We start from the raw sequence: 18,859 nt of genomic DNA, 5'->3' as shown, positions 1-18,859 counted from the left end.
ATGAAGGGTTCAATCAGCACCGCCCGTCGCCAGCCGGCTGCCCGGCGCGCCATCCTTGCTGCGATCGCGGGCATCGCAGCACTGTCCGGCCTGCTTGCCGCGCCGGGCTCGACACTCGCGCAGCCGGGCACGCCCGCCACGATCGGCATTGCCAATCTCGGGCCACACCCTTCGCTGGCCATGACGATTCAGGGCTTCAAGGACGAGATGGCGCACGAGGGCTACGTAGAGGGCAAGAACGTCAATTATGTGTACAGCGACGCGAACTTCACGCAGGCGCTGATGCCGCAAATGTTTTCGCAGATTCTCGCGAAGAACCCGGCGCTGATCCTGACCGTCACGACCTCTGTTTCGCAGGTGGCACGCTCGGCGGTGGCCAACCCGGCAATTCCGCTCGTCTTCACCGAAGTGACCGATCCGGTCGCCGCCGGGCTCACGCCGAACTGGCAGCACGGCAGCGACCGCTTCAACGGCTCGTCCGACCTGCAGGACTTCGACGCCGTGCTGGCCTTCGCGAAGAAACTGCTGCCGGGCGTCAAGTCGTTCGGCACGCTGTACAACCCCGGTGAAGCAAACGACGTGGTCACGACGCACGCGCTCGAAGCCGCCGCGAAACGCGCTGGCCTTGAATTCAAGCCGGTCAGCGTGGATAGCGTGAACGACATCACGCAGCGCGCACAGATGCTCAACGGCGTCGGCTTCGTGTACATCACCGGTTCGAATCTTGTGCAATCAGCGATACCCGCCGTGGCGGCGAGCATGCAGCGCATGAAGGTGCCCGTGATCAGTTCCGAAACCGAGGCGATCAAGAAAGGCATGGCGACGGCTTCCTACGCCGTCTCGTTGCAGTCGGTCGGCGCGAACGCGGCTCGCGTGGCCGTGCGCGTACTCAAGGGCGACAAGACCAGCGCGATGCCCGTCATGCTCCCCGCCAAAGCGGATTACGTTACCCAGATCAGCCGCAACCAGTTTACGAAGATCGGCCTGACCGTGCCCGCGTCGTTCAAGGACTGCAAATGCTTCATCGACTGAAAGACCATCCGTCAGCCAAAGTGATGACCATGCGCGAGAAACACATACCGATGCTGTCGGTGGAGCAGATAAGCAAGACCTTCCATCCCGGCACCGTCGACGAGCGGATCGCGCTGACCGACGTGTCGCTCAAGTTACAGGCGGGTGACTTCGCCGTCGTGGTGGGCGGCAACGGCGCCGGCAAATCTACATTTCTGAACATGCTGGCCGGCGAAGTGATGCCCGACTCGGGCGTCATCACCATCGACGGCACCGCGATCACGTCGCTGCCTACACATGAGCGCGCGAAGTACATCTCGCGCGTGTTCCAGGATCCGTCGATTGGCACGGCCACGGCGCTTAGCCTCGAGGAAAATCTGGCGGTCGCGAATCTGCGTGGCCTCAAGCGTGGATTTGGACGAGGTCTGACGCGGGTGCAATCGGAGGCGTTCCGCGAGCGGATGGCCTCGTTCGATCTGGGCCTGGAAAAACGCATGAAGGCCAAGGCCTCGCTGCTCTCGGGCGGACAGCGTCAGGCGCTTTCGTTGCTGATGGCGGTGCTGCAGCGTCCACAACTGTTGCTGCTAGACGAGCACACCGCGGCGCTCGATCCGCGCACTGCCGCGATCGTGATGCGCGTCACTGAACAGGTGGTGCGCGAAGCTGGCCTCACCACGCTGATGGTCACGCACAATATGCAGCACGCGCTGGACTATGGCAACCGCCTCGTGATGATGCGCGACGGGCGTATCGTCGGCGATTTGACGGGCGACGCGAAGCGCGCCATTACGATGGAAAAGCTCATGGCAACCTTCAATGAAGAGCCAGCAATGGCACACACGGTGAACGCATGAATCTGATCAGTGGTTTTATCGGTCTGGTGCCGGTCGGCATGATGCAGGGGTTGACGTATGCGTTGATTGCCGTGGCCATCATGATACCGTTCCGCATTCTGAACTTCTCGGACATGACGGGCGAAGGCGCATTTCCATTCGGCGCATGTGTGTGCGCGAAGCTGCTGATGATCGGCTTCGATCCGGTCATGGCGCTGCTTGGCGGTGCGCTCGCCGGTTTCGTCGCGGGGGTGCTTACGGGCTATATTCACGAAAAGGCGAAGATCAACACACTGCTGTGCGGCATTCTGGTGTTGTCGATGCTGTATTCAGTGAATATTCGCGTGATGGGTCAGCCGAATTCGGCGCTGTTCGCGTACTCCAGCGTTTTCTCGTGGCTGCCCGATGCAGGCGGCGGTTACTTGCCGCGCATTGTCATGCTGGTCGTGATCGACACGGTGGTTGGCGTGGGCGTGCTGTGGTTCCTCGGCACGCAGCACGGGCTCGCAATGCGTGCCATCGGCTCCAGCCCTTCGATGGCCAAAGCACAGGGCATCAACGTGAAGGTCTATACGCTGGTGGGCCTAGGTCTCGCGAATCTGTTCGCCGCGCTCGGTGGTGCGATGCTCGCGCAGAACCAGGGTTTCGCCGACGTCAACATGGGCTTTGGCGTGCTCGTGAACGGCCTGGCCGCGCTGCTGCTCGGTGAAGCGGTGGTGGGCAACCGTTCGATGCTGCGCCAGGTGCTCGCGCCGATCCTCGGTTCGATTATCTACTTCCAGTTGATCTCGGTTGTGCTCGCAATTGGCTTCCAGCCCTCCGATCTCAAGCTCGTCACGGCGCTCTTTGTACTGGTCACGCTACTTTCGATGGCGGCGCGCAAGAAGCGCGGTAGCAACAGCAGGAAGTCGAAGGCGGTGGCTGCAAGCGCCTAACCTCATTCCGGCGCGACATGTTCGCCGCGCCGGAACGGTGGAACGGTGGAACGGTGGAACGCGGAGATTACCGGCAATAAAGCAGAAGGTCCAGAACGCTATGTCTGGGCCTTTTTATCTGTGGCACCCGCTTGCGAGCCCGTTGTGCATGTGATCAGCGTGCCGCGAGCGACGCCGCGAGTCCCTGCCAGCGCGCGTACGGTTTGTCCGACGCGATGCCCAACTGGTCGAGCACCCGCATCACCGTGTAATCGACCATCGCGTCGATGCCGTCCGGCTTCGCATAGAACGCGGGCATCGGCGGCATGACGACGGCGCCCATCTCGGTGACGAGCGTCATGTTGCGCAGATGCGCGAGCGTCAGAGGCGTCTCGCGCGCCAGCAGCACGAGCTTGCGCCGCTCTTTCAGCGTGACGCTCGCTGCGCGTGCGACGAGATTGTCGTCGAATCCATACGCGACCGCGGCCAGCGTTTTCATGGAACATGGCGCGACCACCATGCCGTCGTGCTGGAACGACCCGCTGGCGATGCTTGCGCCGACTTCGTTCTGATCGTGACAGACGTTTGCCGCGTCGCGCAGCGCGGCGCGATCCAATCCGGTTTCATCGGCGAGGGTCATCCAGCCCGCGCGCGAGACGACCAGGTGGGTGACGACACCCGATGCGCGCAGCGCTTCGAGTAGCCGCACGCCGTAGACCGCGCCGGTCGCCCCGGTGATCGCGACGACGACGCGCTTTTCCTGCGCACGCACTTCTTCATGGAGAGCGGAAGTGCCGGTGCTCATGACATTGAACGCGAAAAATGCGGCAGATAGTCGTCGAGTACGATTTGCTGCACGCCTGGAATCGACTTGCGCTCGAACTCGGCTTCGCGTCCCCACGGCTTCGTTGCGTCGAGCGCGAGGCGGCCCCAATGGTCCTTATGCGGGTCGCGATAGAAGCCCGGCACGTCGTGAACCACCATCGTGCGCGTGTCGGCGCGGCCACGTGTGAGAAACGCCCACATCACCTCGTCCATGTTGTAGATATCGACGTCTTTGTCGACCACGACCACGAGCTTGTTGTAGTCGAGGTGCGAGCCGAGTGCGGCCAGCAGAGCATGCTGCGCGTGCCCTTCGTATTGCTTGTCGAGCTTAATGATGGTGTTCATCACCGTAGGTCGGCAACTCACGTCGAGCACGCCGCGCACCTGGCCGGTGATCGCCTTGTAGATGCGCGCGGCGGTGGCAGCTTCGAGCGGACGCAGGTCCTCGTCGGACCCACAGATGAGCCCTTGGTAGACCGCGCCTTCACGCCAGCCGACGTGCGTGACTTCGAACACGTGGTTATCGCCCACCTCGACGTAGTAACCCATGAACTCGCCGAACGGGCCTTCCGGTCGTTTCACGTTCGGCAGAATGCGCCCTTCGATGACGATCTCCGCCGAAGCCGGCACGTCGAGACCGACTGTGAAAGCGGGGCGCACGGCGATGGGGCCGCCGCGCATCGTGGCGGCGAGCCTCAGTTCGTCGGCGTCCGGCGGCAACGACACACACGCGCTCATGAAAATTTCGGGATCGGCGCCGAGCAGGATCACGGCTTCCAGGGCTTCGCCGCGCGCTTCCGCGCGCAACTGGAACTGTGCGAGATCATGGCTGCTGCCGAGTCGGATGCGCAGTTCGTCGTCCGACACCACCATTGAGCGATGGAACGACAGGTTGCTGCGGCCGCTGTCCGGGTCTTTCGCGAGGAACACGCCTGCGGTGATGTACGGTGCACCATCGCGCTCGTGATGTGTGAGAATCGGCAGGTCAGAGAGCTTGCCGGTTATCCAGTCCGTGGGCGGCGCGACGCGTTCAAATGGCGTGTCGAGTTCCGCCGCGAGTGTAATCTCGCGCGTGAGGCGCGCGCAGAATGTCTCTTCCTCTTCGCAGCGAATGATCTCGCGCAGCCGGTCGTGATCGGTATAGAGGTTCAGCAGGACGGGCAGACGGCTGCCGCGCACGTTCTCGAACAGCACGGGCCGCGTGGTTTCCTGCTGCAGGCGGCGCGCGACAGCGGCCACTTCGTAGCGCGGATCGACTTCGCGCGTCACGGTCAGGAGTTCGTCGCGTGCGCGCAGTCGGGAGAGGTAATGTCTCATCGTGGGGTAAATCTCGTCGGTAGTCTTGGGTAATCGTGGGTAATCGCTCGTCGCGGCCGATGCCGCATGCGGGTTGCCAGCATCGGCTACTTATACCTGTGCCAATTCGAGGGCACGTGAGCTATCGGGGCGTCGATCTAGGCAAAGCGGTTTTTTATTTTCAGCGTCGGCGCTTTGCGCTGTCGGCTAGGGAGAGTCACTAAGGGCAGGCTTATTTTGGCGGGTCAATAATGATGGGGTCTGCGATTCGTCGGCTCGTTCCCTGGATTGTTCGCTGAATCGCGGGGTCAGCTCACCTGCTTATCTGACTTTGGAGCCCGATATGCCGACGATTTCCGCAACGCCCTTGGGTCTTTTTCGCACGTCGCTTGCTGGGCCGCAATCGCGACTCACTGAAGCGTTCGACGCGCTGCGCACCCGGCCGGACTGCATCAGCGTGTCCGAATTCGGGCTCTACGGCGCTATCGTGCCGGTACCGGGCGATGCGCAAGAGGGTGCGTGGCGCATGGCGAGCATTCGCGACGAAATCTTCATTGTCGTGTCGGACTGTAATTACGCGCATAGCCGCTCGGAGAGCGTGCTGCCCGAGTCCTTCGTCGAATTTCACTTCTCGTTGTCAGGCCCTGCGAGCGTGGACTTCTCCGACACCGGCAATCTGCAGGTGAACGCGCCCAATCTGCTGGTATGCCGGCAAGGCGCGGACGTGCGCTACCAGGTCACGTGTGGGCCAGGGCCTTGGCAGTCAGTCGGCCTCTATGTCACGCAGCGGTACTTCGACCGGCTCCTGCGGTCGCTCGGCGGCGAAGCGGATCGCATCCGCGCGGAACTGGCCACAGTTGGCTTCGACCAGATCTATAACCGCCAGATGCCGTTCAGCGTCGAAGCGCTGCATATTGCTGAACAGCTGCTTGCATCGCCGTACCGTGGCGCGCGGCAGATGCTGTATCTCGAAGGCAAGTGCACGGAGATTCTGTGTGCGTGCATCGAGATGTGGCTCGCGCATCTGAATGCCGACAAACCGGGCGAAACGCTTTCGGCGCGTGATCTGCGTCTAATCGAGAAGGCGCGCGAATTGATCGTGGAAGATTTGCGGCGCGCGCCTACCATTCCCGAATTGGCGCGCGTGGTAGGCACCAACGCATCCAAGCTGAAACGCGGGTTCAAGTTTCTCTACGGCATGACGATCTTCGACTACGGGCATCGTTGTCGGATGAACCATGCGCTGCATCTACTGGTGGACGAACGTCAGCCGGTGGGTCAGGTGGCGCTCGCGGTGGGGTATCAGCACCAGACCAGTTTTACCGCGGCATTTCGCGACTACTTCGGTTTTGCGCCGAAAGACGCGCGTCGTCTCGCCAGTCCGATCGACCGCAGGCCGGCAACGTTGAGCGACGCCGATGAGCAGAACGGCAAAGACCGCGTGCGCGAAATCGCGCGACAAGCCGTCAGTGACATCGCGGACAAGACGACGCCCGAACAACGCTGATGCGCAGCCTGGATTTGCGCGACGCATTTTGATGTAGGAATTCGGCAGGATCGCCCGGCGCATGATGTTCGCGTTTCTTTTGCGTTGCTAGCATCGGTCATCGTCAAACAGGTCGTGTGTTCGTCACATGACCTGCGATGCCCGAATGTCCCGCCTCCGCGGGCAACACCACGCAACGAAAGGAAACACGATGACGTCTATCGCAGTTCGCAACCCTCGCACCGGCGAGCTCGACTATCAGATCGACGACATGGACGCAGCGCGCATCGGCGCCGCTGTATCCGCTGCTCGCGAAGCACAACACGCATGGGCGCAGGGCGGCCTCGCGTATCGCACGAAGGCCTTGCTCGCCTGGGCCGACGAACTTGAAAAGAATGGTGCCGACGTAGTCGCAGCGCTTTCCGTCGATACGGCGCGCCACCGTATTTCAGCGGAAGAACTGGGGGCGGTGATCCACTTCATTCACGGTTTCTGCGAGCACGCGCCGAACGTGCTCGCTACGCCGTTCCGCAAGCTTGACGCGCATCCGGACATCGTGTTCAAGGTCACGTATGCAGCCTATCCGGTGGTCGGCGTCATCAGTCCGTGGAATTTCCCGCTCGTCTTGTCGTTCATCGATGCGATTCCCGCGCTGGTCGCGGGCGCCGCTGTCGTCATCAAGCCGAGCGAAGTGACGCCGCGCTTCATTGAGCCGCTGCGCCGGACTATCGCGGCGGTGCCAGAACTCGCGAATATCATCACGCTCGTGACAGGCGGCGCGCAAACGGGCGCGGCAATCGTCACGCAATCGGATGCCGTGGTGTTCACGGGCAGCGTGCCGACAGGCCAGAAGATCGCGGCGGCTGCGGCGCAAGCGTTTATTCCGGCGTTCCTCGAACTGGGCGGCAAGGACGCGGCAGTTGTGCTCGCAGGCTCCGATGTCGAGCGCGCGGCGACCTGCATTCTGCGCAGCGCACTGTATAACTCAGGGCAGGTATGCTACGCGATCGAACGGGTGTATGCGCATGACTCGCTATACGACGCGCTGGTCGCGGAGCTGAGCCGGCAGGCCGCTGCGTTGAAGCGCAGCGTCGCGGCCGGCGATGGCGGTCACTACGGCCCGATGATCTTCGAAAAGCAGGCGGCGACAATCGATGCCCAACTTGACGATGCCGTGAGCAAGGGCGCTTCGATCGTGCTCGGCGGCAAGAGCGAGCTGAGCAATGGCGCCGTGTGGCTCGACCCGACCATCGTGACGAACGTCGACCACACGATGACCCTGATGACCGAAGAGACGTTCGGCCCGGTCGTGCCCGTCATGCGTTTTCACGACGACGCCGAAGCCGAGCGTTTGATGAACGACTCGATGTTTGGTCTGAGCGGCGCAGTGTTCGGTCCGGACACGCACACTGCGGGTGACTTCGCGACGAAGATGGAGGCGGGTGGCGTCAGCATCAACGACACGGAACTGCCGCGCGTGATGATGTTCGACGGCGAGAAAACCGCGTTCAAGAAGTCGGGCATGGGCGGGTCCCGTTACGGCGCGACCAGCATCATGCGCTATGTCCGCAAGCGCGCGCTGCTGGCAAATGAAGGCGCGATCGCTTCGTTGGACAAGCTCGCTGAAAGCGAAGCCTGAAGGTCAACCAGGGGCGGCCGAGTTGCGGCTCGGCCGTCGTACGTCAGCGGAAGTTTTAGCGCCGCTTCTTTGATGACTGTTTGGCTCAGACAAGAGGATGCATAAAAGTGGACGGGGCCTCAAGTTGCGGGGTGCGAGTCATCAAAGGACCCCGTCGGAAGGTGCGAATTCGCTCGGCTTGCCGATTGCCGCGGTCGAGCAAGTGGAGGTCATCAAAGGGGCAGACGCCGTTCTCACCGGGATGATGAATCCGACGGGCATTGTCAATGTGGTGACTAAACAGCCAACGGCCGAGGCTTCAAGGCTTCCTAATACGACGCCTCTCGATCAGGAGAAGCTCGATGCATTCTTCGGCACGATCGTGTCTATATACGGTGCGTCGATGCTGCGCTATAAGGGCGTGTTAAATATCGCAGGACTGGACCGGCGCCTGGCCTTCCAGGGGGTCCATATGATCTTCGGCGCCGATTTCGGTAAGGCGTGGTCGCCCAATGACATCCGGGAAACCAGGATCGTCTTCATCGGCAAACAGTTGCCTGCAGACATTATCAAGGCGGGACTTGACGGCTGTACGTAGTTGCCCTTTTTGACTTTCACTACTTCGCCGCGCGGACAGGTCGCCGAACTATACATCTCGGTACGTACCAGCCACACGACGCATGATCCGCCGAAAAGCGAGGTGACAACGCCGATTGGCAGATCGTCGGGCGCGGCAAAGCGTCATATCAGTCTGCGCTTGTCCGAGTACGGTAAAAGTGGTGCCTGCAGGCGACAGCAAACCGGTCGTATCGACGTATTGCACGCGGCTACTGGCGGTTACCCCGACACCGCCCCCCAATCCGTGGAAACGCTCTCCCTGTAGGTCGTAATACAGCCAGACGTTCCCCGTATGCCGTGCAATTTGACTGCTAAACGAATTCGGCACCTGTGGGTCGGAATAGGTATAGCCGGCCGTGACTCTAAGGCCCGGGGCAATCTGCCCCTTGACAGAGAAGTCGAAACCTCGCGTAACTTGTGCCCCGGTGGGGACAAAGAAACCCGTCGAGAAGTCCGGCTGCGCAACGTTGTTGAGTGCGGCTCTGAATGCGCGCGCATCAATGCTCAGCATCATTCAAGAGACTGAGTTTGCGGGCCGGTGCGCAGTGCCGCTGCCAATGACGGGCGAGCCAACGGGATGGACGTGAGCGGGTGTGGGGAAGTGCACGGAGGTGGGTTATCTGACTCGGGGACGTTTAGTGGGACATGCAAGGTGCATGGTCATCAATGTCTACTCCGCCAATAGGGGCAAACACACTAAAGTCGCCGGCACTTTTTGCCGATGTAACGGTATGAGCCGTCCTCGTCACAGCCGCTCGACTGCTATCAAACGGAGCCTGCATAGCTCTCTTGCCAGCTTTGGTCGCCGCGACGAGGGCGGTATAAGGTCTCCCCAACCTACGTGGAACAGGCTCCCGGGAATTGAGCACATTCATGCAGTGGCGGTTGGAGTCCCCGTCTTGTCACGACTGGCCGTTGAGAACCAAAAGAGGAGTATTCGTGGAACGAGGCAAATATCCGTTCGTCCGGGAAGAGGATGTCGCAGAAGTACGAGAGATCGTGGCGAAGATGACCACGCGCAAAAGACCCGAGGGGGACAGGACTGATGCGGAGCGGTGGTTCGAAAATGCCGCGACCGCGTTGAGGGAGCATGCGATCGCAATACTCGCCGCACTTCTCGTGCTTGTATTGTTGAGCTGGATAACCGAAAGGGACACTGTCCGCGACGCATTTTTTGCAGCCAGTGCCTTGCTTGGGTTGCTTTTGATAGCGGCATCGTTTATCGGAATCGGTGGAGCGCTACCCTTTTTGAATCGGCTGCGGAAAGCTCCCTATTCATCGTTGCTTTCTGCAGCCAAAGGCGACTCTCAGACAGACTTGCCGCTGGTAAACATGTTGCTGGCCTGCAACCGCAACGCCGTGGCTTTTGAGCTGGCACAGTACAAACATGCGCGAAATTCGTTCGAAAGGCGCGGTGCGTTGCTTGCCGGTGCGATAGATAAAGTGGGACTGTTTCCGGCTATTGCGACTTTCGTGGGCGTGGCAAGTACCTTATGGTCGCACTCTGAAAATCTTATCCGAATCTTGGTATTTATCATCCCGGCCTTCTATTTTATGAATTTTCTGAGCTGGATGTTGCTTCAGGAAATGGATCGTACCATCGCAATGCTCGAATACAGCCTCGCCGTTCGAGATGCATTGGAGTCGGACGCAAAAGACGAGTGAAATACGAAGAAGAGTACGGTATCCCTCCCAGCCTTGCGGGCCGGATGGATATTGAAATCTTCACAATAGCCTTTTCGTCGATCGGTCGCGCTGGTACATCCGAGCCACCGTGTGGCATAGTGCGGCCACTATTCATCCACAGGGGAAAGCAATGGTTACGCTCGAGAACATACAGGCAAAAATCGCAAAACTGCAAACGCAAGCGGAAACGCTGATCCAGAAGCAGTCTTCAGGCGTCCTCGAAAAAATCCGTGGCTTGATGGAGAAACATGGCATCACCACGGCCGATATCGAGGCACACATGGGTGGCGGGAAGCGTGGCCGCAAGGGTCGGGAAGGTGCTGTTGGGAAACAGCGCGTGAGCTCAGCGAAGTATCGTGACCCGACGAGCGGCGCTACGTGGACCGGTCATGGTCGCGCGCCCGCGTGGATCGCGAGCGTGAAGAACCGGAGCAGGTTCCTCGTTGACGGCGGATCGCCAAACCCGGCCGCTCTCGCTAAGAAGCCAGCCACCGGCAACTACGTGCGGGGCCCGCAGCCTCCGAAATATCGGGACCCGAAGACCGGTGCCGCGTGGAGTGGCCGCGGTCGTGTGCCGGCATGGCTTGCCGGTGCCGGTGAAGACCGTACAGGATTCCTGATCGCATAGGCGCGTGGGGCCGCTACGAACGAGGGACTCGCTGCTGCGAAGAAGCTGGCGACGGCAAGGAAATCGACTGCCCAAAAGAAGCTGGCCAGTAAGACTCCGGCAAAAAAGAGTGCGCGGGCAGCGGTGACAGCGCCCGTGAAACCTGCCGTGGCGGAAGAGGCAGCACGGTAAGTCTCTCCGGGGGCTCTGACGCCGAATTGCCGCACGTGCAAGGTGCCCCAACCAGATCGTCTATTGCTCAGACGGGCCTTCGTATCTGTGCGGTGGCAGTGAGCGACTGGTGAACTGACGTGTCACCGCCGAGTCGTCACCAAACAGTCACCCGGGTGCGGCAATCGCCGATGACGAACGTGATGCGTTTATGTCCCCGATTCACGGCTTCATATTGTCCGGTAGAAGTGGCATATCGTATCCACCGCGGACTCAATGCCGGCTGGTAGGGCGAATTTCCCCCCGCTCCCGTGTCTTCCAGATCGTGCCGGATACGGTCAGGGCTCGTGACGTGCGGGTCTGGTAGAGCGTGCCGGTGAGGTTTCGCCGCGAGCCTTGAGCTCGCCCTCCAGTGACGCAGCCTGCCGGGCGAGCGCGTCACGTTCTCGGCGCAGATCGCGAGCCTCATCCATCACGCTGGCGAGCTGCTTTTCGTGTCGTTCGGCAAGCCGGCGATGTTCGGCGGCTTCGGCCGAGATTCGCTGCACGTCGACAATGAGCTGCTCGTTGCGCTGCCGGGTAGTTGAAAGCGCAGCCTCGGCGTGTCGCTGTGCATCACGTGCCTCCTCGGTCTGCAGCATGACGCGCTTCTGCACGCCCTCGAGCCGGGCCGTCGCCTGATCGACCTGTGCCCGCAAAGCCGTTTCCTGTTCTGCGTGGGTGGCGCGCAACGCTTCGAGTTCCTGGAGATGGGCGGATCGCATGTCGTGCAGCGCCTGTTCCGACTGCGCGCGGACGGCGTCCCGTTCGGTCGCGGACGCTTCAGCCAGCTTTAGCGCGGCGTCACGCCCGCCCTGGACCTGCGCGAGTTCCGCAAGCGCAGAGGCAAGTCGTGCCTGCAGGTCATCAAGCTGAGCGCGAACGGTGCGAAGTTCGCCCTGAAGTTCCGCATGGGCCGTCTCGAGTGCCCCGGCGCGCGTGATCGCTGCGGCCGCTTCCGCTTCGAGCTCATCGCCGCGCCGCGCAAAGACCTGTTCGCCCTGCCCGACCGCGAGCGCCCACACCGACAGCATCGCATTGGCGACCGCCGGCGGCATTGCTGCGGCGAGCGCGTCGTTGCGCGCCTGCTCGTCCTTCCACAGTTTCAGCTCGTCATTGATGGTGGTGCGGCTGCCCTGGCGGATTTGCGCGTAGATCAGGTCGACCGTGAGTTCATGCGCAGGTCGGCCGGAGGCGACAAGGTGAGCGGCGGCTTCCCGGGTGCGGACGCGGGTGTCACTGATACGGCTCATGAGCGGAGTTTCACCGTGAAAACGCGTGGAGGAGGGCGGTTTTGCAAGAAGATTATAATCGTATATCCCTGTATAACGTTATACGCATAACGATAAAACACTAAAATTTGTGATAACGCCCATAATCACAAGTTCTGATCGTGTACGCTGCCGAAAGCCCCAATCAAAACGCGTCACACCATGAATCTGCCCGCCATCGCCTCTGAATCGCCCGAACCAGCGCTGTCGATCGCGCTGCCTGCGGCCCTCGACGGGCGCAACGGCACCAATCGCGCACGCGGCGGTCATCTCCAGATCGCGGCCGACACTGACATCGAAGCGGTGCGCCTGTGGCTCGCCGAATATGCGGGTTCGCCGCACACCCTGCGCAGCTATCGCAAGGAAGCGGTGCGGCTGCTGCTGTGGGCCACGCGGACGCTCCGCAAGCCGCTCTCGAGCCTGACGCGCGAGGATTTTCTGCTGTACGAGCAGTTTCTCGCGGCACCCACGGGCGACTGGGCTGATCCGGCCCGGCCGCGACGCGGGGGCGCCCGCCGGCTGTTCGACGGGCCGCTGTCCGAGCGCAGCCGGCATCAGGCGCTCGGCATCGTGTCGGGTCTGCTGTCCTATCTGGTCAGCGCCGGTTATCTGGCCGGCAATCCGCTGGCCCTGCGGCGCCGGACGGGCGCTACAGCCCGACGCGCGCCGCGGGTCGAGCGGTATCTGGATCACGCGCTGTGGGACCACGTGCTCGCCAGCGTCGAACAGTGGCCGCGGGTCACCGCGCGCGATCACCAGCACTACGAGCGCAGCCGCTGGCTGATCCGGCTGCTGTATCACACGGGGCTGCGGGTGTCGGAGGCGGCGAACGCAAAGGCGGCGGACTTCTATCAGAGCCGGGGTAACTGGTGGGTACACGTGGTGGGGAAGGGCGGCGCCGAAGGGGAGGTGCCCGTAAGCGCAGCGCTGATGGCGGACTTCGCGCGATACCGGGTTTTTCACGGGCTCGCACCGACGCCGTCGGGCAGCGAGAAGGCTGCCGCGTTGATGAGCGTCGCGGGTGACCCGCGCAGACATCTGACGCCGGCCGCAGTCTACCTGATCGTCAAGGAAGTGTTTCGACGCGCTGCCGATATGCTCGAAACGAAGGATGCAGCCGGCGCGAAAACGCTGCGACGGGCATCGACACACTGGCTTCGCCACAGTGCAGCTTCACATCAGGCCGATGCCGGGACGGACCTGCGTTTCATTCAGAAAAATATGCGTCACGCATCAATCCAGACGACCGGCATCTATCTGCATGCAGAGGATGACCAGCGACACGCCGAAACCGTGCGGGAACAAGTCGATACCGCTCGACGGGCTTTCTGACGTGGGCAAAACCCTCGACCGAACACCCGCCGATTCCCGCAAAGACCGTTGACGGCCCCCATAGCCCATCCGCGGCCCGAACACCGGGATCGACACGGAAGGTTCCGTTACGTCTGCGCCATCCGGCAAAACTGCGGCATGGCGGAAGAAGCGGTCTAAGCGCGATGGAAATGGAAACTCGCGTCGGGGAAAGCGAACAAAAGGACTCGGGCGAAAGGGCCCAACCTTTCCGCTCATAGGCGCGCTGATGCGTTACGACCCGCGCAATGTGCGTGCACGCCGAAGCGAGCGGCTAGTATGTGATCATCGAGTCGGTCAATGCGAACGGCAGCATCTTCCGAAGCACCGAAAATGCATCAGCCGGAGCGCACTTCGCAATCAGCGTCTTTGAGCGATAACGATGCAGTCCAACCGACGCAGGCAGATCGCTATCTCTGACATGACATCGACACGACCGCGGGCGCGCTGGCGCCGTTGGCGGACGACACCGATTCAAAACCGGCGGCAACCTGCCTTCCGTCGTCCGATTGTGGAGCATTGATGGCAAAATATGGGTTGGCAATAGCATACACATCCGAGCGAATGGCAGGCGGAAGACTATGACCACGCGAAATGACCTACCCTCCGATCTAGCCGCGCTCGTCCAAAGGCCGCCAATTTACCGATTGCTGGGTGTGGGCGAAAAGGTCTACGGCGACCATCTCAATCACGTCTGGAAGGGCCTCGCGGGCGTGCCAGGACTGGATGAGCCAGGTATCCCAGTATTCGCAAAGTATCTTCCACGCCAATCTCAGATCGACATCGAACTGGCTTGTGGTCTTGCTTCACAGGTCTTGCGATTACCTGTACCAAACCCGGCGCTTGTGATTGCGGACCTGGATGAACTGCCAAACCACCCGAATGGCCTTAAAAGTGGCCCTGTCCTGCTTTTTGGCAGCCACCCGATCCATTCACGGTGCAACGGACCAAGGACGGTGAGTTAGGAACGGAATACATCTGGCAGAAGGTATGTGAAGATGAGGTCGCCCCCCAAGGGGCGGCTTGGGACGAACTGGTGGCGAACCCGGATAGGCACGCCCAGAACCTGCTGTTCGATGGCGTCAAGTGGTGGTTATTCGATCATAACCTCGCTCTGCAGCCGCTTTCCGATCTGCACGCCTCGATCGGTGAGGCGAGTGCGCAGCGCAAGGTCGTGGACCACATCGCCCGGGTTAATCAGATTCTTTCGCAGCTGAAAATCAGGCACTTAGGTAATGAGGGCATCCTCAAGGAAGCGGACAGGTTAGCGAAACAGGCGAACAAGCTTACGTTACTGGCCATCGAAATGCGAAAGTGGAAACTGGACCCTAGGATCGCTCCCATCATGATGATCGCTGCCACCATTGTTGATCTGATAGCGCTGCGTTTGAAGCCGCTGGCCATGTATCTGGAGCAACGGCTCGAAACGCCTACCGCTAATAATCTTTGGTCTTCTTCATCATGAATATCTGGGAAAGCCCACCATTTGCTGCGCTTGCTGCTCCCGTGCTATGGACGCCGACGGCTACGACGGGAGAGCGCTTCGTCGCCCTGATACTTGTTCAGTTTAAGTCGCCCAATCGCGGCGAGATTGCAACACCTATCGCTTTCCACCCCAAACAGCTTCGCGCGATGATTGGCGCGAAGCGGGCTGAGTCCGCCCTCGGAATCATGCAGCATGTCGCGGAATTCATGCAGCAGCAGATGATCGCCGGTGCCGACTTCAACCAGGTTGTCGCGCCTTTCGACGGCTTCGACGTGGGTGCCACAACGAACATCAAGGGATACTCCGCCAAGCAGGTCGTCGACACTGCAATTCGGACGCTCTCGGCTTTTGGTACGAGATCGTACTTTGAAGACGGCGAAGAGCAGGTTCAACGAAACTCGGTGCCGACCAGACAGTTCCTGAGATCGCTTCGATCAGTGTTTGCGCAGAACGATGATGAGCGTAGGGCGCGCTTCAATCGAACCATCGAAGTGGCTGGCGCAGCGCGCATGACGATCGACTATGCGCACGATAAACATCTGATACAGGTGACGAGTCTTCCACAAACGGCACCGCATCTCGCGGCCTTACAGAAAGAAGCGGAAAGCAAGATACTCGAACTGGACATCACCGCATCCATCCTTCGTTCGAACGCCCCTGCGCAATCCGCGTTACTGATCAATACAGCGGCATTAAACACGGCAAAGACCAAGGAAGCCAGTCAGATCGCCAACGAATTGCTGGCTCGCCTGCGGTTCATGAGCGGACAGAAAGGCATCGACCTTCGGCTGGTACGAGACCCGTTTCAGGCTGCTCAGATCCTCGAAGAGTTGGAAGTAGGCCAGGGCCTGACGAATGCCTAGCTTCGATACGGATGAACTGGAGGCTTTCTCGTTCGGACGTGTACGGAAAGCGAGAGGGATATCTGAACACGTTCCTCCCACATAACTGGCCGGAGCGGGATTGAACCGTCGGTCGGCAGCCGGGGCGACATGGAACCCCTCGGCTATATCCCGCCCGCCGAAGCTCAGGCAAACAGTTAACGGCAACTTGAAACGGCTGCCGCTGAACCTGCATTAACTTGTACCAACGAGCCTCCACGATTCCCGGCGCGGTTCAGCCGAGGTTGACCGTCGTCGCCTGGGACACTTCCTGTGTCGCAAGGCATTGCTTTGCGTGCAGCGTGCAGCCCTGCATAAAAATAGGCGTTTACGAACTCTCTGGTGACCTGCTGATTCCGGGTGGGTTCGTGGGGAAACTTCTGGTCGAACGACGAACGCAGGCGTAGCCTCAACGGATGCGATGCACCGACCGCCAGTTTGATGTAGATCAACTTGCCGGTCGAACCATCCGGATAGGACACTGTTCCGCGATAAACGCACTGGTCGTGGCTATGGGTCTTCCCCGGCATCAGCCCCGGGATGGCAATCTCCGCGCGAAGATCCGTAAAACAGAGTGTCGCTGCCCTTGCGAGATCGACAAACTTGTATTCCGGATCATGCCCGGCGTCGACTACGATGATGCTGGCGCAACGTCGACGCACGAGCTCGTAGACACCGAGATTTTCGAAATGACCGCCGTCGCTCAGCCGTATCCATGTGCCTTTACCTGCCCAAGCACCCAGTGCGGCAAACAGGTTCAACAGGAGACTGGGCACGCCCTTTCGGAGATGGAATTTGGTGCCGGGATTAATGACCCATTGCCCGAGTCCGATATTGCCAAAGCTCAACAAGGCGTTCAGCAATGGCGACTGACGTACCCCGTGCCCGTCAATTGCTGCTCCCGAGGTCGCTGCAAGCCGCCAGACATCGAGATGCCGTACTGTGTTGTCCAGCATATGCCAGGATCGGGTCGGATATATATCGGTCTCGTCCGATCCGCAGTGCAGCCGGGTGATGTGGAAATTGCAGCCACCGCGTTCACGCACGTCGGGGTCATCGCTTTGACTGGAATGCTGGCAGCAATTGATGATATGGAGCGGCGCAGCGGGATCGGTTTTCGCCAGCAGAAGAGAGACGTTGTCTACCTTGCCGGTGAATCCTTTTCGAAGACTTGACGAATAGAGACTAAATGGAAAATTTAGCCAGTTTGCGCTGATGAAGTAGATCAACGCGGTCGCGGCCGAAAGGCAGAAGTAGAGAGTGGGCGAGGCAAAGTAGCTGAAACCTGCAAGCGTCACCAAGATCGCGCTCACCGGAAAAAGCATAATTTTTGCGTAGGTCTGGATCTGGCGAATCCCTTTGTGCCTGGGCAACTGAACGAGCAAGATGACAAGGATAATGAACGCAGCGAGTAAGGTGATACTGACGAACCTTGATTGCAGCAGTTTCGTCATTATCAGTATCGTTTGCACCGCCTCTGCGAAGGTTACGGCCGCCATAGTCGTCCACAGCATGACATCGTTCTTGTCTTTTCTGTTCTGTCTCCAGGCCCAGCTCGCACAAAATAGGGTCACGCTGAGAAATACGACAAGCAGGATCCATCCATCGTAGTGCGAGGCGCGGCGGCCCGGCGAATCGTAGCTCATGATGAACAGGCCCTGCTCGGCCAGCAGGAGCGGAGACAGAGATACGATCGCTGAAGCCAGGAACGCCAGTGACATCGTCAGTAGTCGTCCAAGGCCGGTTTCCAGATAGCCTTCTGATCGAAGGAGCCGCTCCCGCGCAGCTTCCGCACGCGACACCCGCTCGCTCGTGCCATCCTGTACATCTTGGCCGTACAGATAGCTGGTGGCCGCGTAGCCGCCCCCGGAAACGCTGGAAAGATAGTCAATCTCCCGCATCTTTTCGCTGTGTTCCAGCCAGCGCAGGACGCCCAGGCTGAAGCAGGCTGCCCGAATGCCCCCACCCGATAGTGCAAGACCGACAGTGCCTCCACTGTGGATACCCGCATTCTTCCGACGCCTGGAAATGTGATCGGCTTCCTCTGACTGTGCCTTGTATGCCGTGAGTTGTACCGGCGCATCCGGTACCGCGACTACCTGCCGGTATCGAACCAGCAGCATACATAGACCGACTGGCGGGACGATGCACGAGATGACGAGGGCAACTATCCACCACCAGGGGGGTGCGTCCTTGATCCTAATTTTATCTCCGGGCAAAGATTCGGATTTCGACATCACTTGATTCATGCAGGTAGACACGAGAATCTATTACGGCAGGACGGCCATTTGACTTGAGCGGAGCGGCGATTGTCCTGCCCATTCGGATGGATCCTTCTGGTCACTTTTCCGTGGGCTTTGCCGATCCGTGCCCGAAGAGTTTGCTTAAGTGAAGTGCGATTGCATGTGTAAAGTTCCCATAATCCGTCGATATGAATCCTTTTTCGCCGTCCTGACGGGCATTTTGCAAAGCGCGCTGATTGTGGCCCTACGCCGGGCGGATGAGTACCGGAAGTGCGCATGCAAGTGCTCGGCTCGGAATCGTCAATTGCGGGCAAAGCGGAAGGGCGTTCATGCGATATGCATCGGCGAGGGCACTCAAAGCGCGTACGCAATTGGGCCACCGAAAGGGCAGCGCCCGTTCAAGTTTTCTTGCAACCTGTCGAAAACAACAGTAAGTCGGTGGGCCAGATTGCGATGGACAGCGCCCATGCAAACAGTTACTGGCATGTGTGTCCGTGGCCTTGACTGGCGCGTTGGAGTCGGTA

General features: G+C 60.2%; 16 protein-coding genes. 11 read left to right on the top strand and 5 right to left on the bottom strand.

Features of this window, described 5'->3' with window-relative positions; all coding sequences use genetic code 11:
* The 3 genes from KFO72_RS16475 to KFO72_RS16465 are packed head-to-tail and all read left to right on the top strand — an operon-like array spanning window position 1 to window position 2,779.
* Window positions 1–1,032, top strand: coding sequence for an ABC transporter substrate-binding protein (locus tag KFO72_RS16475; RefSeq protein WP_110385149.1), 1,032 nt, complete (start codon window positions 1–3; stop codon window positions 1,030–1,032).
* 50 nt (window positions 1,033–1,082) lie between these two features.
* Window positions 1,083–1,865 (top strand): ABC transporter ATP-binding protein, encoded by a 783-nt coding sequence (locus KFO72_RS16470; protein WP_225032614.1) that lies wholly within the window; start codon window positions 1,083–1,085, stop codon window positions 1,863–1,865.
* The gene (locus tag KFO72_RS16465; RefSeq protein ID WP_110385148.1) at window positions 1,862–2,779 is read left to right on the top strand and encodes an ABC transporter permease; all 918 of its coding nucleotides are present in this window, start codon (window positions 1,862–1,864) and stop codon (window positions 2,777–2,779) included. Before KFO72_RS16470 ends, KFO72_RS16465 begins: the two co-directional genes overlap by 4 nt.
* Window positions 2,780–2,933: 154 nt before the next feature.
* On the opposite strand, the gene KFO72_RS16460 is transcribed toward KFO72_RS16465, so the two are convergent.
* Entirely contained in the window at window positions 2,934–3,563 is a 630-nt protein-coding gene (locus KFO72_RS16460; protein WP_225032590.1) for a UbiX family flavin prenyltransferase, read from the bottom strand.
* On the bottom strand, window positions 3,560–4,900 hold the full coding sequence (locus tag KFO72_RS16455) for a UbiD family decarboxylase (protein ID WP_225032589.1): 1,341 nt from the start codon (window positions 4,898–4,900) through the stop codon (window positions 3,560–3,562). Before KFO72_RS16455 ends, KFO72_RS16460 begins: the two co-directional genes overlap by 4 nt.
* A gap of 322 nt (window positions 4,901–5,222) precedes the next feature.
* Between KFO72_RS16455 and KFO72_RS16450 the strand changes: the two genes are divergently transcribed.
* The 3 genes from KFO72_RS16450 to KFO72_RS16440 all read left to right on the top strand — a co-directional run bounded on the left by KFO72_RS16450 (window position 5,223) and on the right by KFO72_RS16440 (window position 8,581).
* The gene (locus tag KFO72_RS16450) at window positions 5,223–6,386 is read left to right on the top strand and encodes a helix-turn-helix transcriptional regulator (protein WP_225032588.1); all 1,164 of its coding nucleotides are present in this window, start codon (window positions 5,223–5,225) and stop codon (window positions 6,384–6,386) included.
* 190 nt (window positions 6,387–6,576) lie between these two features.
* Window positions 6,577–8,004, top strand: coding sequence for an aldehyde dehydrogenase family protein (locus KFO72_RS16445; RefSeq protein WP_110385144.1), 1,428 nt, complete (start codon window positions 6,577–6,579; stop codon window positions 8,002–8,004).
* Window positions 8,005–8,182: 178 nt separating this feature from the next.
* Complete coding sequence (locus KFO72_RS16440; RefSeq protein ID WP_225032586.1) at window positions 8,183–8,581, top strand: GTP-binding protein; 399 nt, start codon at window positions 8,183–8,185, stop codon at window positions 8,579–8,581.
* Window positions 8,582–8,629: 48 nt separating this feature from the next.
* Here the strand turns inward: KFO72_RS16440 and KFO72_RS42560 are convergent, their stop codons facing one another.
* Window positions 8,630–9,112 carry a TonB-dependent receptor domain-containing protein gene (locus tag KFO72_RS42560; RefSeq protein ID WP_225032613.1) on the bottom strand — a complete coding sequence of 161 codons (483 nt, stop codon included), beginning with the start codon at window positions 9,110–9,112 and terminating at the stop codon, window positions 8,630–8,632.
* Window positions 9,113–9,540: 428 nt separating this feature from the next.
* Here KFO72_RS42560 and KFO72_RS16430 point away from each other — a divergent pair, with 428 nt between their 5' ends.
* On the top strand, window positions 9,541–10,266 hold the full coding sequence (locus tag KFO72_RS16430; protein ID WP_133253660.1) for a hypothetical protein: 726 nt from the start codon (window positions 9,541–9,543) through the stop codon (window positions 10,264–10,266).
* Between the two features lie 151 nt (window positions 10,267–10,417).
* Window positions 10,418–10,915, top strand: coding sequence for an H-NS family nucleoid-associated regulatory protein (locus tag KFO72_RS16425; protein WP_225032585.1), 498 nt, complete (start codon window positions 10,418–10,420; stop codon window positions 10,913–10,915).
* Window positions 10,916–11,403: 488 nt separating this feature from the next.
* Here KFO72_RS16425 and KFO72_RS16420 read toward each other — a convergent pair whose 3' ends face one another.
* Window positions 11,404–12,357 carry a DNA-binding protein gene (locus tag KFO72_RS16420; RefSeq protein ID WP_225032584.1) on the bottom strand — a complete coding sequence of 318 codons (954 nt, stop codon included), beginning with the start codon at window positions 12,355–12,357 and terminating at the stop codon, window positions 11,404–11,406.
* Window positions 12,358–12,537: 180 nt separating this feature from the next.
* Between KFO72_RS16420 and KFO72_RS16415 the strand changes: the two genes are divergently transcribed.
* The 3 genes from KFO72_RS16415 (at window position 12,538) to KFO72_RS16405 (ending at window position 16,074) form a co-directional block, all read left to right on the top strand.
* The gene (locus tag KFO72_RS16415; protein ID WP_225032583.1) at window positions 12,538–13,707 is read left to right on the top strand and encodes a tyrosine-type recombinase/integrase; all 1,170 of its coding nucleotides are present in this window, start codon (window positions 12,538–12,540) and stop codon (window positions 13,705–13,707) included.
* A gap of 955 nt (window positions 13,708–14,662) precedes the next feature.
* Complete coding sequence (locus tag KFO72_RS16410) at window positions 14,663–15,190, top strand: hypothetical protein (protein ID WP_225032582.1); 528 nt, start codon at window positions 14,663–14,665, stop codon at window positions 15,188–15,190.
* Window positions 15,187–16,074, top strand: coding sequence for a hypothetical protein (locus KFO72_RS16405; RefSeq protein ID WP_225032581.1), 888 nt, complete (start codon window positions 15,187–15,189; stop codon window positions 16,072–16,074). Before KFO72_RS16410 ends, KFO72_RS16405 begins: the two co-directional genes overlap by 4 nt.
* Before the next feature lie 176 nt (window positions 16,075–16,250).
* Here the strand turns inward: KFO72_RS16405 and KFO72_RS16400 are convergent, their stop codons facing one another.
* Window positions 16,251–18,341, bottom strand: coding sequence for a patatin-like phospholipase family protein (locus tag KFO72_RS16400; protein ID WP_225032580.1), 2,091 nt, complete (start codon window positions 18,339–18,341; stop codon window positions 16,251–16,253).
* Window positions 18,342–18,859: the final 518 nt, after the last annotated feature.

Origin of the sequence: Paraburkholderia sp. XV, assembly GCF_020177535.1 — a bacterium.
Taxonomy (GTDB): Bacteria; Pseudomonadota; Gammaproteobacteria; order Burkholderiales; family Burkholderiaceae; genus Paraburkholderia; species Paraburkholderia caribensis.
The sequence above is the reverse complement of the archived record's forward strand: the minus strand, read 5'-3'. Positions and strand labels throughout refer to the sequence as shown.

Coding starts and splice junctions, on each gene's coding strand:
- KFO72_RS16475 (WP_110385149.1), top strand. CDS start 1: ATGAAGGGTTCAATCAGCACCGCCCGTCGCCAGCCGGCTGCCCGGCGC.
- KFO72_RS16470 (WP_225032614.1), top strand. CDS start 1,083: ATGCTGTCGGTGGAGCAGATAAGCAAGACCTTCCATCCCGGCACCGTC.
- KFO72_RS16465 (WP_110385148.1), top strand. CDS start 1,862: ATGAATCTGATCAGTGGTTTTATCGGTCTGGTGCCGGTCGGCATGATG.
- KFO72_RS16460 (WP_225032590.1), bottom strand. CDS start 3,563: ATGAGCACCGGCACTTCCGCTCTCCATGAAGAAGTGCGTGCGCAGGAA.
- KFO72_RS16455 (WP_225032589.1), bottom strand. CDS start 4,900: ATGAGACATTACCTCTCCCGACTGCGCGCACGCGACGAACTCCTGACC.
- KFO72_RS16450 (WP_225032588.1), top strand. CDS start 5,223: ATGCCGACGATTTCCGCAACGCCCTTGGGTCTTTTTCGCACGTCGCTT.
- KFO72_RS16445 (WP_110385144.1), top strand. CDS start 6,577: ATGACGTCTATCGCAGTTCGCAACCCTCGCACCGGCGAGCTCGACTAT.
- KFO72_RS42560 (WP_225032613.1), bottom strand. CDS start 9,112: ATGCTGAGCATTGATGCGCGCGCATTCAGAGCCGCACTCAACAACGTT.
- KFO72_RS16425 (WP_225032585.1), top strand. CDS start 10,418: ATGGTTACGCTCGAGAACATACAGGCAAAAATCGCAAAACTGCAAACG.
- KFO72_RS16420 (WP_225032584.1), bottom strand. CDS start 12,357: ATGAGCCGTATCAGTGACACCCGCGTCCGCACCCGGGAAGCCGCCGCT.
- KFO72_RS16415 (WP_225032583.1), top strand. CDS start 12,538: ATGAATCTGCCCGCCATCGCCTCTGAATCGCCCGAACCAGCGCTGTCG.
- KFO72_RS16405 (WP_225032581.1), top strand. CDS start 15,187: ATGAATATCTGGGAAAGCCCACCATTTGCTGCGCTTGCTGCTCCCGTG.
- KFO72_RS16400 (WP_225032580.1), bottom strand. CDS start 18,341: ATGAATCAAGTGATGTCGAAATCCGAATCTTTGCCCGGAGATAAAATT.